At 63.2% G+C, this 12,953-nt stretch carries 15 protein-coding genes; 13 read left to right on the top strand and 2 right to left on the bottom strand.

The features are described 5' to 3' along the window. Window positions 1–3 precede the first annotated feature (3 nt). Entirely contained in the window at window positions 4–954 is a 951-nt protein-coding gene (locus tag QPK31_RS12080; RefSeq protein ID WP_290423178.1) for a hypothetical protein, read from the bottom strand. Between the two features lie 217 nt (window positions 955–1,171). On the opposite strand from QPK31_RS12080, the gene QPK31_RS12075 reads away from it, so the two are divergent. The 8 genes from QPK31_RS12075 (at window position 1,172) to QPK31_RS12040 (ending at window position 8,897) form a co-directional block, all read left to right on the top strand. Beyond that, the gene (locus QPK31_RS12075; RefSeq protein WP_290423177.1) at window positions 1,172–1,453 is read left to right on the top strand and encodes a hypothetical protein; all 282 of its coding nucleotides are present in this window, start codon (window positions 1,172–1,174) and stop codon (window positions 1,451–1,453) included. A gap of 91 nt (window positions 1,454–1,544) precedes the next feature. Then, complete coding sequence (accD, locus tag QPK31_RS12070; protein WP_290423176.1) at window positions 1,545–2,420, top strand: acetyl-CoA carboxylase, carboxyltransferase subunit beta; 876 nt, start codon at window positions 1,545–1,547, stop codon at window positions 2,418–2,420. Between the two features lie 93 nt (window positions 2,421–2,513). Next, on the top strand, window positions 2,514–3,812 hold the full coding sequence (gene folC / locus QPK31_RS12065; RefSeq protein WP_290423175.1) for a bifunctional tetrahydrofolate synthase/dihydrofolate synthase: 1,299 nt from the start codon (window positions 2,514–2,516) through the stop codon (window positions 3,810–3,812). 10 nt (window positions 3,813–3,822) lie between these two features. Then, entirely contained in the window at window positions 3,823–4,815 is a 993-nt protein-coding gene (locus QPK31_RS12060) for an SPOR domain-containing protein (protein WP_290423174.1), read from the top strand. A gap of 16 nt (window positions 4,816–4,831) precedes the next feature. Continuing rightward, window positions 4,832–5,320 carry a CvpA family protein gene (locus QPK31_RS12055; RefSeq protein WP_290423173.1) on the top strand — a complete coding sequence of 163 codons (489 nt, stop codon included), beginning with the start codon at window positions 4,832–4,834 and terminating at the stop codon, window positions 5,318–5,320. Between the two features lie 37 nt (window positions 5,321–5,357). Then, entirely contained in the window at window positions 5,358–6,884 is a 1,527-nt protein-coding gene (gene purF / locus QPK31_RS12050; protein WP_229438924.1) for an amidophosphoribosyltransferase, read from the top strand. 12 nt (window positions 6,885–6,896) lie between these two features. Continuing rightward, entirely contained in the window at window positions 6,897–8,138 is a 1,242-nt protein-coding gene (locus tag QPK31_RS12045) for a cystathionine gamma-synthase family protein (RefSeq protein ID WP_290423172.1), read from the top strand. Window positions 8,139–8,162: 24 nt separating this feature from the next. After that, window positions 8,163–8,897 (top strand): tetratricopeptide repeat protein, encoded by a 735-nt coding sequence (locus QPK31_RS12040; protein ID WP_290423171.1) that lies wholly within the window; start codon window positions 8,163–8,165, stop codon window positions 8,895–8,897. A gap of 77 nt (window positions 8,898–8,974) precedes the next feature. Here QPK31_RS12040 and lexA read toward each other — a convergent pair whose 3' ends face one another. Continuing rightward, a complete protein-coding gene (gene lexA / locus QPK31_RS12035; protein WP_290423170.1) occupies window positions 8,975–9,610 on the bottom strand; it encodes a transcriptional repressor LexA in 636 nt (211 codons plus the stop codon). Window positions 9,611–9,842: 232 nt separating this feature from the next. Here lexA and rpsF point away from each other — a divergent pair, with 232 nt between their 5' ends. The 5 genes from rpsF (at window position 9,843) to QPK31_RS12010 (ending at window position 12,901) form a co-directional block, all read left to right on the top strand. After that, window positions 9,843–10,229 (top strand): 30S ribosomal protein S6, encoded by a 387-nt coding sequence (rpsF, locus tag QPK31_RS12030; protein ID WP_290423169.1) that lies wholly within the window; start codon window positions 9,843–9,845, stop codon window positions 10,227–10,229. 44 nt (window positions 10,230–10,273) lie between these two features. Further along, window positions 10,274–10,567 (top strand): primosomal replication protein N, encoded by a 294-nt coding sequence (gene priB / locus QPK31_RS12025; RefSeq protein WP_290423168.1) that lies wholly within the window; start codon window positions 10,274–10,276, stop codon window positions 10,565–10,567. A 39-nt stretch (window positions 10,568–10,606) separates the two neighbouring features. After that, entirely contained in the window at window positions 10,607–10,897 is a 291-nt protein-coding gene (gene rpsR / locus QPK31_RS12020) for a 30S ribosomal protein S18 (RefSeq protein ID WP_036249492.1), read from the top strand. A gap of 36 nt (window positions 10,898–10,933) precedes the next feature. Then, on the top strand, window positions 10,934–11,386 hold the full coding sequence (rplI, locus tag QPK31_RS12015) for a 50S ribosomal protein L9 (RefSeq protein ID WP_229438930.1): 453 nt from the start codon (window positions 10,934–10,936) through the stop codon (window positions 11,384–11,386). A gap of 129 nt (window positions 11,387–11,515) precedes the next feature. Further along, window positions 11,516–12,901 carry a replicative DNA helicase gene (locus tag QPK31_RS12010; protein WP_290423167.1) on the top strand — a complete coding sequence of 462 codons (1,386 nt, stop codon included), beginning with the start codon at window positions 11,516–11,518 and terminating at the stop codon, window positions 12,899–12,901. Window positions 12,902–12,953 lie beyond the last annotated feature (52 nt).

Here is a 12,953-nt window from a genome sequence, read left to right as displayed (position 1 = left end):
CCGCTACGGTAGATTCTTGTTCGCCACCTGCCGCTTGATGGCCTCCAGGATAGCTGCCAGTTCGGCTTCGCGGACGGGAAGCGGCTTGCTGCCGTCGCGAACGATCGCACGCAGCCTGCCCAGCAGGGCGTCACGCTTTTCTTCGATACCGGCGCCTGCCAGCGGTGCGGCGCCCAACGGCTTCGCCAGGGCATTCGCGTCGGCCTCGTCCATCTGGCCAATGGCATCGGTAATGGCTTGCGCGGACTGGACAATGGTTTCACTCGACAGCGGCAGGATCGCCAGATCCTGTATCCGCGCTTCGCTTGCCTTTTCCTTCTCCGCCGATGTCGTGTTGATGAAGCGCAGCGCCCCGTTGAGGGTGCCGGCCATGTAGTACTCGTGCAGCTGGGTCAGGGCCAGCTCGAAGGGATATTGTTCAATCGAGCCCGCCTTCAAGCCGGCCAGGATCGACACCAGCACTTCCTTGCGCTGGGCATTCATCGTGCCCACCAGGGCATCCATGCTTTTTTCGTAGTAGAAATCCTTGACGATCGTTTCCTTGGTGCCGCCGATGACAGCCGCCGCGGCCGCCAGGTTTTTCCCCGAGCGCACGCCGCCTGCCAAAGTACCGGCGACATTGATCGTGAAGGTGGCCAGGTCGGTTGCCGCATCGAGCTGCTGGCGGTCGTTGGTCATGCTGCGGATGAAGTCGATGTAGCGCAGGTCGATCTGGACGATGCGGCCCATGACGAAGCGGTTGCGTGCAGCCACCTTCTGGTCGGCATCGCTGATGGCGTAGTAGTCCTTGATGCTGGTGGTCGTGCGGAATTCCTCATCCAGCGCACGCAGGTCGGTCTCGAGGTCGAACGACGGTTCGGGCGCGCCGCCTCCGCGCAGGGTCTGGCAGCCCGCCAGCGCCAGCAGCGTACACGCGAATACGGAGACGGATGGCAAGCGGCTGAAGCTGTTCATCTTGTTCTCGCTTTGTCGCCGGATGCCGGCGCCGTGGCTTGCAGGGATGTCAGCTGTTCGACTTTGATCCGCGCGGCAAATTCCCGGCTGTGTCTGTCCCGGGAACAGATTTTGTCATCAAGCGTCGAAGACAAAGCACAGACATTGATTGTCTTGTCCATTTGCCGGCGTGTACGTTACATTAATGCAACTCAACCTCGTACGGACAGGGCATCCCATGAAAAAGCAAGTCGTCAGCGTCTCCATCCTGCAAAACGCCAAGGTGATGGCGGCACTGTATCTGGTCCTTTCGATTCCGTTCACGCTGCTGATGATCATCCCGGCACTGATGGGGCAGGGCGCCGGCGTCTCGGTTGCGATGCTGATCCTGATGCCAGTGCTCTACACCCTGATGGGATTCGTGTTCACGCTGGTCGGTGCATGGGTGTATAACGTGGTGGCGGCCCGCGTCGGCGGCTTCGAGTTCACCACCGTCGAAGTCGCAAAGGATCATGTCTGACGTTTGATTGTCAGAAAGCCAAGCGGTCGACAAGCCCGGCGCTAGCGGCTACACTACGCGCCAACTTAAGAATCGTCGCAAAGGAGAGAACATGAGTTGGTTGGAAAAACTGCTGCCCCCACGCATCCAGCGCTCCGATGCCGCCAATCGCAAGACCATGCCGGAAGGCCTGTGGGTCAAATGCCCGTCGTGCGAAGCGGTCCTGTACCGCGCCGACCTGGAATCGAACCTGCACGTCTGCCCGAAGTGCGACCACCACATGCGCATCCGTGCGCGCGAGCGCCTCGATGCGCTGCTCGACGAAGGCGGCCGCTATGAAATCGGCCAGGAAGCGCTGCCGGTCGACACCCTGAAGTTCAAGGACAGCAAGAAGTACCCGGACCGCCTGAAGGCGGCGATGGACGCCACCGGCGAAACCGATGCGCTGATCGTCCAGGGCGGCTCGATCATGAGCCTGCCGGTGGTCGTGGCCTGCTTCGAATTCGAATTCATGGGCGGCTCGATGGGTTCGGTCGTCGGCGAACGCTTCGCCCGCGGCGCCCAAATCGCGCTGGAACAGAAAGTGCCGTTCATCTGCATCACCGCCACCGGCGGCGCCCGCATGCAGGAAGGCCTGCTGTCGCTGCTGCAGATGGCCAAGACCACGGCCATGCTGACCAAGCTGTCGGAAAAGAAGTTGCCATTCATTAGCGTGCTGACCGACCCGACCATGGGCGGCGTCTCGGCCTCCTTCGCCTTCATGGGCGACGTGGTGATTGCCGAGCCGAAGGCCCTGATCGGCTTCGCCGGTCCACGCGTGATCGAAAACACCGTGCGCGAAAAGCTGCCGGAAGGCTTCCAGCGCGCCGAGTTCCTGGTGCAAAAGGGCGCCGTCGACATGATCGTCGACCGCCGCAAGATGCGCGAAGAAATCGCCCGTCTGCTGGCCCTGCTGCAAAACCAGGCTGCCGAAGTCGTCGCCGAGTAAGCCGTCGAGTCAACCCGGCGCGAGATCGAACCATGATTGACGGCCGGCCGTCCGCCTAGCGGGCCGCCGGCCGTTTATCCATACAAGAGCACCATGCACAACCTCCCCACCACCTTGCCCGCGTGGCTGGCGCTGATCGAGTCGCGCCACGCCGAAACCTATATCGACATGGGCCTGGACCGCGTGCGCGCCGTCAAGGAGCGCATGGGCCTGGCCTTTGAATGCCCGGTGATCATGGTGGCCGGCACCAACGGCAAGGGTTCGACCTGCGCCATGCTCGAGTCCGTCCTGCTGCACGCCGGCTACCGCACCGGCCTCTACATCAAGCCGCACTTCCTCGACTTCAACGAGCGCGCCCGCATCAACGGCGAAATGGCGGGCGACGAAGCCATCGTCGAAGCCTTCGATTACGTCGAGGCCCAGCGCGGCGACATCTCGCTGACCTATTTCGAGTTCACGACCCTGGCCATCATGCACCTGATCTCGAAGGCCGGCGTCGACGTGGCGATCCTGGAAGTGGGCCTGGGCGGGCGCCTGGATGCGGTGAACGTGATCGACGCCGACGTGTCCATCGTCACCAGCATCGACATCGACCACGCCGATTACCTGGGCGACACGCGCGACGCCATCGGCTTCGAGAAGGCCGGCATCTTCCGCGCCGGCAAGACCGCGATCTGCAGCGACCCGGTGCCGCCCGCCACCCTGATCAAGCATGCCGAGGACATCGGCGCCGATTTGTGGCTGATCGGCCGCGATTTCAATTACCAGGGCGACCAGCAGCAGTGGAGCTGGGGCGGGCGCAGCATGCGCCGCAATTCGCTGGCGTATCCGGCCCTGCGCGGCGCGAACCAGCTGCTGAACGCCTCGGCCGCGCTGGCCGCGCTGGAAGCGCTGCGCATGCAGTTGCCGGCCGGCGCCCAGGAAGTGCGCACGGGCCTGGCCCTGGTGGAGCTGCCGGGACGCTTCCAGGTGCTGCCGGGCCGCCCAACCACGGTGCTCGATGTGGCGCATAACCCACACGCCTCGGCCACTCTGGCCCAGAACCTCGGCAACATGGGTTTCCATCGCTATACCTATGCCGTGTTCGGCATCATGGAAGACAAGGACATCGAAGGCGTGCTGGCGCCGATGGCCGGTTTGATCGACCACTGGTGCCTGGCCGACCTGCCGTCGCCACGCTCGGCAAAGGGCGGGAAACTGGCGCAGCAGGTGGCCGCATTGAAGCCGGCCGGCGCCAGGGAAGCGGACTTTTCGGTCACCACCTTCGCCGATCCGGCGGCCGCCTTTGCAAATGCGGTGAGCCGTGCCGAGGAGAATGATAGAATTGTGGTCTTTGGCTCGTTCTATACCGTCGCCGGCGTGATGGCGGCCCGAAAAAACTCTCTTCACTGATTAAAAGCGCATGGGCTTGTTCTCGATCTTTAGTAAAAACAAGCAAGAAAGCACTGCCCAGGACAGTGGCCGTTTTTCCCGCGATGACGACAATCTTGCCGAGCGCGCCCGTGCCAAGCGAGCCGCCTACGCGGGCGAAGCCGCCAGCGCCTCGCGCCGCAGCCGCAGCGGTGGCGACCCCATGCTTCCCGAGAAAAAACGCGCGCGCCGCCGCCTGGTAGGCGCGATCGCGCTGGCGCTGGCCGCCGCTGTTGGCCTGCCGATGCTGCTCGACTCCGAACCGCGTCCGCTGGTAGGCGACATCGCCATCGATATCCCGTCGAAGGACAAGGCCGCGGCCTTGCCGGTGCCGTCGAACCCGGTGCCGGCCGCCGACAGCGTCGACCAGAACGAGGAAATCGTGGAGTCGCCAACGCCGGCCCCGGCCACGGCGCCGGTGCCCGCCGCCAGGCCCGCCGTGACGCCGCCGCCGGTGAAGACCGCCGAGGCGCCGAAGTTCGATCCGAAGGAACTGGTGTACGCCGAGCCGGAGCGCAAGCCCGAGCCGAAGCCGGAGCACAAGCCGGAAGTCAAGAAACCCGAACCGAAGCCGGTCGAGCACAAGCCCGAGCCGAAACCGGAACCGAAGAAACCGGAACCGAAACCCGAGCCGAAGAAGCCCGAACCGAAAAAGACCGAGGACAAGCCGCGCGCCAAGGACCAGGAGGCCGCCCGTGCCCTGGCCCTGCTCGAAGGCAAGCCGGCGGAAAAGGCGGAAAAACCCGCCGCCGACAAGCCGGAAGCCAGCCAGCGCTTCGTGGTCCAGGTGGCCGCCCTGGCGAGCCAGGAAAAGGTGGCGGAACTGCAGGCGCGCCTGCGCGCAGCCGGTGTCAGCGCCCATACCCGCAAGTCCGGCGAGCTGATCCGGGTGCAGGTCGGCCCCTTCGGCAGCCGCGAAGAAGCCGAAAAGGCCCGTGCCAAGCTGAGCAGCCAAGGCTTCAGCGGCTTCCTGGTCCCAGTCTGAGCGTAGTCGGGGCGGCGTGACGATCTTCGATTATCTGGTATTGTTCGTGCTGATTTCCTCCGTCATCATCAGTACGATGCGCGGCCTGGTGAAGGAAATCCTGTCCCTGCTGGGCTGGGTGGTCGCCTTTGTGGTGGCAAATGCCTATGGCGCCCAACTGGCGCCGCTGCTGCCGGAACTGCTGCCCGGCGAGACGGTGCGCCTGATGGTCGCCTTTGGCGCCCTGTTCCTCGGCGTGCGTATCCTGATGGGCCTGCTGTCGCTGGCGCTGGGATCGCTGATCGAGGCGGCCGGGCTGAGCCTGGCGGACCGCGGCCTCGGCGGCCTGTTCGGCCTGGCGCGCGGTGTTGTAATCGTGCTGGCCGCCGTCATATTGTGCTCGATGACTTCCATCCCTCAACAAGCTTTCTGGAAAGACGCGCTGCTGTCGCCCCTGGCCGAGACCGGCGCGCGCACCGTCAAGCCTTTCCTTCCCGCTGCCCTGGCGCAGCATGTTCAGTTTTGATCTTTCTGTAACGGCATTCAGTTCTTAGGAGCACACCATGTGTGGCATCGTCGGCGTCGTCTCGCAAACTCCCGTCAACCAGCTCTTGTACGACGCATTGCTGCTGCTGCAGCACCGCGGCCAGGATGCGGCGGGCATTGCAACCAATCACAGCAGCATGTTCTCGATGTACAAGGCCAACGGCCTGGTGCGCGACGTGTTCCGTACCCGTAACATGCGTTCGCTGCAGGGCAATACCGGCATCGGCCATTGCCGCTACCCGACCGCCGGTTCGTCGAGCGAGGAAGAAGCGCAGCCGTTCTACGTGAACGCACCGTTCGGCATCACCCTGGCCCACAACGGCAACCTGACGAACCAGGCCGAGCTGAAGGACGCGCTGTTCCGCAACGACCGCCGCCACATCAACACGAATTCCGACTCGGAAGTGCTGCTGAATGTGCTGGCGCACGAGATCCAGGTCGCGGCCAACGGTTATTCGCTCGACGCCGAGGCGCTGTTCAAGGCGGTCGGCATCGTGCACAAGCGCGTGCGCGGCGCCTACGCGGTCGTCGCCCAGATCGCCGGCCACGGCATGCTGGCCTTCCGCGACCCCTACGGCATCCGTCCGCTGTGCCTGGGCATGAACGAGGGCGAGCACGGCATCGAATACATGGTGGCGAGCGAATCGGTGGCCCTGGAAGGCATCGGTTTCCGCTTCGTGCGTGACATCGCGCCGGGCGAAGCCGTGTTCATCGGCGACGATGGCCAGTTGCATGCACGCCAGTGCGCGGAAAATCCATCACTGAACCCCTGCGCCTTCGAATACGTCTACCTGGCGCGTCCGGACTCGGTGATCGACGGCGCCTCGGTGTACGCCACCCGCCTGAAAATGGGTGAATACCTGGCCGACAAGATTCGCAAGGAAATCCCAGTCGAGGAAATCGACGTCGTCATGCCGATTCCCGATTCCTCGCGTCCGGCGGCGATCCAGCTGGCGCTGAAGCTGGGCGTGGAATACCGCGAAGGGTTCATCAAGAACCGCTACATCGGCCGTACCTTCATCATGCCGGGGCAGGGCATGCGCAAGAAGTCGGTGCGCCAGAAGCTGAACGCGATCGGTTCCGAGTTCAAGGGCAAGAACGTGCTGCTGGTCGACGACTCGATCGTGCGCGGCACCACCAGCCGCGAGATCGTGCAGATGGCGCGCGAAGCCGGCGCCCGCAAGGTGTTCTTCGCCTCGGCCGCGCCGCCGGTGCTGTTCCCGAACGTGTACGGCATCGACATGCCGACCCGCGACGAGCTGATCGCCTATGGCCGCACCGTCGAGGAAGTGTGCAAGGAAATCACGGCCGACCGCCTGGTCTACCAGGACATCGATGCGCTGAAGCGCTCGATCTCGGACGTGAACCCGGAGCTGACCAACTTCGAAGCCTCCTGCTTCGATGGCGTGTACGTGACCGGCGACGTGACCCCGGCCTACCTGGACAACCTGGAATCGGCGCGCCACAACGGCGGCAAGCCGGCGCCGGCCGAGGATGCCGTGCGTACCCAGCTGAACCTGAACCCGCCCGTGGCTGCGGAGTAAGGGCCGGGCACCATGAGCGATAAAAAGAACTACGGTTTCACCACCACCATCCTCCACAACGACCGCCGCAAGACGATCGAGCAGGGGTCGCTGCACAAGCCGGTGCACACCTCGGTGGCCTTCGGCTACAACGATGCGCGCCAGCTTGCCTCGGTGTTCCAGGGCAAGGAGCCGGGCTTCCGCTACGGCCGCCAGGGCAACCCGACGGTCTCCGCGCTGGAAGACAAGGTGAGCAAAATGGAAGACGGCGTCGCCACCCTGTGCTTCGGCACCGGCATGGCGGCCATCGGCGCGCTGTTCCAGGCGCTCTTGAAGGCGGGCGACCACATCGTCTCGTCGAGCTTCCTGTTCGGGAACACCAACAGTTTGTGGCAGACGGTGGCAGGGCAGGGCGTGGACGTCGCCTTCGTCGACGCGACGGACGTTGCCAACGTGGAAGCGGCGCTCAAGCCGAACACCCGCTTCGTGTTCGTCGAGACGATCGCGAATCCGCGCACCCAGGTTGCCGACCTCAAGCGCATCGGCGAACTGTGCCGTGCACGCGGCATCCTGTACGTGGTCGACAACACCATGACCACGCCGTATCTCTTCCGTCCGAAGGACGTGGGCGCGGGCCTGGTCGTGAATTCGCTGACCAAGTCGATTGCCGGCCACGGCATCGCGCTGGGCGGCGCGCTGACCGATACCGGCCTGTTCGACTGGAGCGCCTACCCGAACATCGCCGACAACTTCCGCAAGCAGCCGGCGGCCAACCAGGGCATGGCGCAACTGCGCGCGAAGGCCCTGCGCGACTTCGGCGCCTCGCTCGGGCCGGAAGCGGCGCACCACATCGCGGTCGGCGCGGAAACCCTGGCGCTGCGCATGGAACGCACGACGGGCAACGCGCTGGCGCTGGCGCGCATGCTGGAAGCGGATGAGCGCGTCGCGGCCGTGCATTACCCGGGCCTGGCATCGCACCCGCAGCATGGCGTGACGACGGAACTGTTCCGCGCCGGCGGTTCGCTGCTGAGCTTCGAGCTGAAGGACGGCATCGATTGCTTCGATTACCTGAACCGCCTTACATTGGCCATCCCCGCGAGTAACCTGGGCGACACCCGCACGCTGGTGATTCCGGTGGCGCACACGATCTTCTTCGAGATGGGCGCCGAGCGCCGCGCCAGCATGGGCATCGCCGAGTCGCTGATCCGGGTGTCGGTGGGCATCGAGGATACCGATGATTTGCTGGAAGACTTCCGCGCGGCGCTAAGCGCGTAATTCATACTGACGAGACGCGACAACATGACAAAGACTGCGCTGCTGCTTGCCGGCCTGCTGCTCGCCGGCCTGGCCCATGCGGGCGAGCTGGACGATGCCAAGGCCTTGTTCGAGCAAAAGAAATATCCCGAGGCGATGAAGCTGTACACCAAGCTGGCGAACGCCGGCAACGTCGAGGCCCAGCAGAACCTGGGTCAGATGTACTGGTATGGCGAAGCGGGCGAGGTCGACGAGGCCAAGGCCACGATGTGGTTCACGAAGGCGGCGGCCAAGGGCAACAAGGTGGCCGCCGATTCGCTGGTGATCATGCAGCAGCGCGTCGCGCGCCGTGCCGACATCGATTACTGGGTGACGAAGTACGACGGCGAAGACCTGAAGACCGGCAAGTTCTACTGCCCGGCGCCGCGCGTGCCGGCGATCTCGAAGCAGACCGACGAGATCGACCGCGTGAGCAACGCGATCAACAAGTGGCAGGAGTGCTACAACGGTTTCGTCACGAACCTGAACGCGGCGTCGCCGCTGACGAGCCGGATTCCAGCGGACATCGCGAAACTGATGAACGCGGCCGAGATGGAAAAGGCCAGGACCCACCTGGCCCAGGTGCAGGAAAACGTGTCGGAAGAAGCGAAGGTGGCGTCGAAGATGGTGCTGGCGGACGTGGCCGTATGGCGCGGCGCGACCGAGGCGTATATTGCCGAGCACAATGCGATCATGAACAAGGCGCCGAAGGACGAGTCGGTCGAACGCAAGCGCAAGTAACACAAAGGCCGCATCAGCGGCCTTTGTTTTACGTAGGGCGGGTTCCTGAACCCACCTTGTACTTCCTCATTCCATACTCAGTGCCAGCTGCGCATCAAGCCAACCGCCAGCCCCTCCAGCGCGAACTCGTCGCCCGGCGCCACCTGGATCACCTTGAAGTCCGGATTTTCCGGCAGCAGCTCGATCATGTCGCCGGTCTTGCGGTAGCGCTTGACCGTCACGTCTTCGCCCAGCCGCGCGACGACGATCTGGCCGTTCTTGGCGCTGTCGACCTTTTTCACGGCCAGGAAATCGCCGTCCATGATGCCGGCGTCGCGCATCGACCAGCCGCGCACCTTCAGCAGGAAGTCGGGACGGGCGGCGAACATCGCCGGGTCGACGTTGTAGGTGGCTTCCACGTGTTCCTGGGCCAGGATGGGCGAGCCTGCCGCCACACGGCCGACCAGCGGCAGCGGCATCAGCAGGGCGGCCGGGATGACCGGCATGGCCGGTTCGGCGGACGCACCGATCAGGCGGATGCCGCGCGAGGTGCCCGAGACGATCTCGATCGCGCCTTTGCGCGCCAGCGCTTGCAGGTGCTCCTCGGCCGCGTTGGCCGACTTGAAGCCCAATTCCTTCGCGATCTCGGCGCGGGTCGGCGGGAAGCCGGTGTTGTCGATCGCTTCCTTGATCAGGTTGAGGATCTGTTCTTGCCTTGCAGTGAGCTTGAGCATGGGGTATACCACTGGTTATCGATTCAGACTGTATTTTTGTACAGTGCTTCGCATAATGCAAGGGTAAATGCAAATAAATCCGACTTTTCTCTTGCCCGGCTGTCGTAGAAGAGGTACAAGCCCCCGCGATTGCCATGCCGGCAGCTTCGCGTTATAATTGCCGGCTTTCCCTTCCCACACTCGTCTTGACGCCGAGGTGGGCATTTGTTTAAACGTCCTCAAGGAGTGTTGCATGCGTCATTATGAAATCGTTTTTATCGTCCACCCGGACCAAAGCGAGCAAGTCCCGGCGATGATCGAGCGTTACAAGGCCAGCGTCACCGCGCGCGGCGGTAACATCCATCGCGTGGAAGACTGGGGCCGTCGCCAGATGGCTTACCAGATCCAGAAGCTGCCGAAGGCACACTACATCTGCATGAACATCGAGTGCGACAACGAGACCCTGGTCGAGCTGGAAACCGCATTCAAGTTCAATGATGCCGTGCTGCGTCACCTGACCGTGAAGATGAAGAAAGCTGAAACCGCTCCATCGCCAATGATGAAGTCGGTCCAGCGCGAAGACGCAGCCAAGAGCCACCGCGCAGAAGCCCCGGCTGCTGCCCCGGCCGCCGCTGCCTAAATTCTTTCCCCAGGATTCGTGAACGGGCGTGAGCCCGAAGTGAAGTGAACCAGCTACAAGTCGTCGCCACCATCGCTGAACGCGACGTACTGCGCTACACCCCGGCCGGCGTGCCGATCGTTTCGGCAATCCTGCTGCACAGTTCGCAGCAGGTCGAGGCAGGGGTGGCAAGGCTGGTGGAGTTCGAGATCGCCGCGTTCGCCGCGGGAGAAATCTCGGGCCGCTTCGCCAGCGCCGAGTTGGGCGCCGCCCACCAGTTCACGGGTTTTTTGGCACGAAAGAATCGCAACAGCAAAGCCCTGGTGTTTCACATCATTGATTTCAGTGCCGCCGCTTAATCCTTAGCGGCCCACCTTTTAGATATACAGGAGCCTCACATGGCATTCGGTAAAAAGTTCGACAAAAACAAAGCCAAGGAAAAACTGAAGCGCAAACAGCAGAACCCGCTGTTCAAGCGTAAGAAGTTCTGCCGTTTCACCGCCGCCGGCGTTGAACAAGTTGACTACAAAGACGTCGACACCCTGAAGGACTTCGTCCAGGAAAACGGCAAGATCATGCCAGCACGCCTGACCGGTACCAAGGCGCACTACCAGCGCCAGGTCGACACCGCGATCAAGCGCGCACGCTACCTCGCGCTGCTGCCGTACACCGACCTGCACAACGCCTAATCGCGGCTGTCAGTTCAGAACACCCTGGAGAAAAATATGCAAGTTATCCTTTTGGAAAAAGTTGTTAACGTCGGCAACCTGGGCGACGTCGTCAAGGTCAAGGACGGTTACGCACGTAACTTCCTGATCCCGCAAAAGATGGCCCGCCGCGCAACCCAGGCCGCTGTGGCCGAGTTCGAAGTCAAGCGCGCCGAGCTGGAAAAAGCCGCTGCTGAAAAGCTGGCCGCTTCGCAAGCCCAAGGCGAAAAGCTGGGCGGCATGACCATCACCGTCGCGCAAAAAGCCGGCGTCGATGGCCGTCTGTTCGGTTCGGTCACCAACTTCGACATCGCTGAAGCCCTGACCAAGCAAGGCTTCGCCGTCGAAAAGGCGCAAGTGCGCCTGCCGACCGGCCCGCTGAAGACCACCGGCGAACACCCGGTTGCAGTTGCCCTGCACACCGACGTCGTCGTGGAAATCACCATCGCTGTCGTGGGCGAAGCTGCCTAAGTCAAGCTGATCTTCAGCCGTTTTTTGGCTGTTGTATTCTGGAAAAAGCCGGGTTCGCCCGGCTTTTTTTATGACCCAAAAGTCGCCAATTATTTCAGCCGTGTGACCGGAGCAGGTATAATGCCCGTCATGAATACCCCCGCAGATCCGCAAATCGAATCGCTGCGCATCCCTCCGCACTCCATCGAAGCAGAACAGTCCGTCATCGGCGGCCTCCTGCGCGATAACGCGGCGTGGGACCGTATTGCCGACTTCATGCACGCGGACGATTTTTATCGCTACGACCACCGCATCATCTTCGAACAGATGGTCCGGCTGATCAACAGCGGCAAGCCGGCCGACGTCATCACCGTCTACGAGGCCATGGTCTCGCTTGGCAAGGCCGAGGACGTGGGCGGCCTGCAATACCTGAACGCGATGGCGCAAAACACGCCATCGGCCGCCAACATCCGCCGTTATGCCGAGATCGTGCGCGATCGCGGCGTGCTGCGCAAACTTATCACCGTCGCCGACGAAATTTCCGGCAACGCGTTCAATCCGCAAGGCAAGGAAGTCAAGCAGATGCTTGACGAAGCCGAGTCGAAGATCTTCGCGATCGCCGAGCAGGGCGCGCGTGGCGCCCAGGGCTGGACCGCGGTGCAGCCGCTGCTGACCCAAGTGGTCGAGCGCATCGACGAACTGTATTCGCGCGAAAACCAGGGCGAGATCACCGGCGTGCCGACCGGCTTCATCGACCTCGACAAGATGACCTCGGGCCTGCAGCCGGGCGACCTGGTCATCGTCGCCGGCCGTCCGTCGATGGGCAAGACCGCGTTCTCGGTGAACATCGGCGAGAACGTCGCCATCGAAGCGGGGCTGCCGGTCGCCGTGTTCTCGATGGAAATGGGCGGCGCCCAGCTGGCCATGCGTATGCTGGGTTCGGTCGGCCAGCTCGACCAGCACCGCCTGCGTACCGGCCGCCTGAACGACGAGGACTGGCCGCGCCTGACGCACGCGATCCAGAAGATGAACGACGCCCAGCTCTACATCGACGAGACGCCGGCGCTGAACCCGATCGAGATGCGCGCACGCGCGCGCCGCCTGGCCCGCCAGTGTGGCAAGCTCGGCCTGATCATCGTCGACTACCTGCAGCTGATGCAGGGTAGCCAGCCGGGCGACAACCGCGCGTCCGAGATTTCCGAGATTTCGCGTTCGCTCAAGGGCCTGGCGAAAGAACTGCATTGCCCGGTCATCGCGCTCTCCCAGCTGAACCGCTCGCTGGAACAGCGTCCGAACAAACGGCCCGTCATGTCCGACTTGCGCGAATCCGGCGCTATCGAACAGGATGCGGACGTCATCATCTTCCTGTACCGCGACGAGGTGTACAACGCCGATTCGCCGGACAAGGGAACCGCCGAGATCATCATCGGCAAGCAGCGTAACGGTCCGATCGGGGCGATCCGCCTCACGTGGATTGGCCAGTACACCAAGTTTGGCAACTACAGCGGCAACCTCGCCGTCTACCAAGGCGATTAAGCCGATATTGCGCCGCTGCCGGGGGAGCATGACACCGCAGCGGACATTCGCA

This window comes from Massilia sp. YIM B02769 (assembly GCF_030411995.1).
Taxonomy (GTDB): domain Bacteria; phylum Pseudomonadota; class Gammaproteobacteria; order Burkholderiales; family Burkholderiaceae_D; genus Telluria.
This window is presented reverse-complemented; position numbering and strand designations above follow the sequence as displayed.

Coding starts and splice junctions, on each gene's coding strand:
- folC (WP_290423175.1), top strand. CDS start 2,514: ATGCACAACCTCCCCACCACCTTGCCCGCGTGGCTGGCGCTGATCGAG.
- QPK31_RS12075 (WP_290423177.1), top strand. CDS start 1,172: ATGAAAAAGCAAGTCGTCAGCGTCTCCATCCTGCAAAACGCCAAGGTG.
- rplI (WP_229438930.1), top strand. CDS start 10,934: ATGCAAGTTATCCTTTTGGAAAAAGTTGTTAACGTCGGCAACCTGGGC.
- QPK31_RS12080 (WP_290423178.1), bottom strand. CDS start 954: ATGAACAGCTTCAGCCGCTTGCCATCCGTCTCCGTATTCGCGTGTACG.
- rpsR (WP_036249492.1), top strand. CDS start 10,607: ATGGCATTCGGTAAAAAGTTCGACAAAAACAAAGCCAAGGAAAAACTG.
- QPK31_RS12060 (WP_290423174.1), top strand. CDS start 3,823: ATGGGCTTGTTCTCGATCTTTAGTAAAAACAAGCAAGAAAGCACTGCC.
- rpsF (WP_290423169.1), top strand. CDS start 9,843: ATGCGTCATTATGAAATCGTTTTTATCGTCCACCCGGACCAAAGCGAG.
- accD (WP_290423176.1), top strand. CDS start 1,545: ATGAGTTGGTTGGAAAAACTGCTGCCCCCACGCATCCAGCGCTCCGAT.
- QPK31_RS12040 (WP_290423171.1), top strand. CDS start 8,163: ATGACAAAGACTGCGCTGCTGCTTGCCGGCCTGCTGCTCGCCGGCCTG.
- QPK31_RS12010 (WP_290423167.1), top strand. CDS start 11,516: ATGAATACCCCCGCAGATCCGCAAATCGAATCGCTGCGCATCCCTCCG.
- lexA (WP_290423170.1), bottom strand. CDS start 9,610: ATGCTCAAGCTCACTGCAAGGCAAGAACAGATCCTCAACCTGATCAAG.
- purF (WP_229438924.1), top strand. CDS start 5,358: ATGTGTGGCATCGTCGGCGTCGTCTCGCAAACTCCCGTCAACCAGCTC.
- QPK31_RS12045 (WP_290423172.1), top strand. CDS start 6,897: ATGAGCGATAAAAAGAACTACGGTTTCACCACCACCATCCTCCACAAC.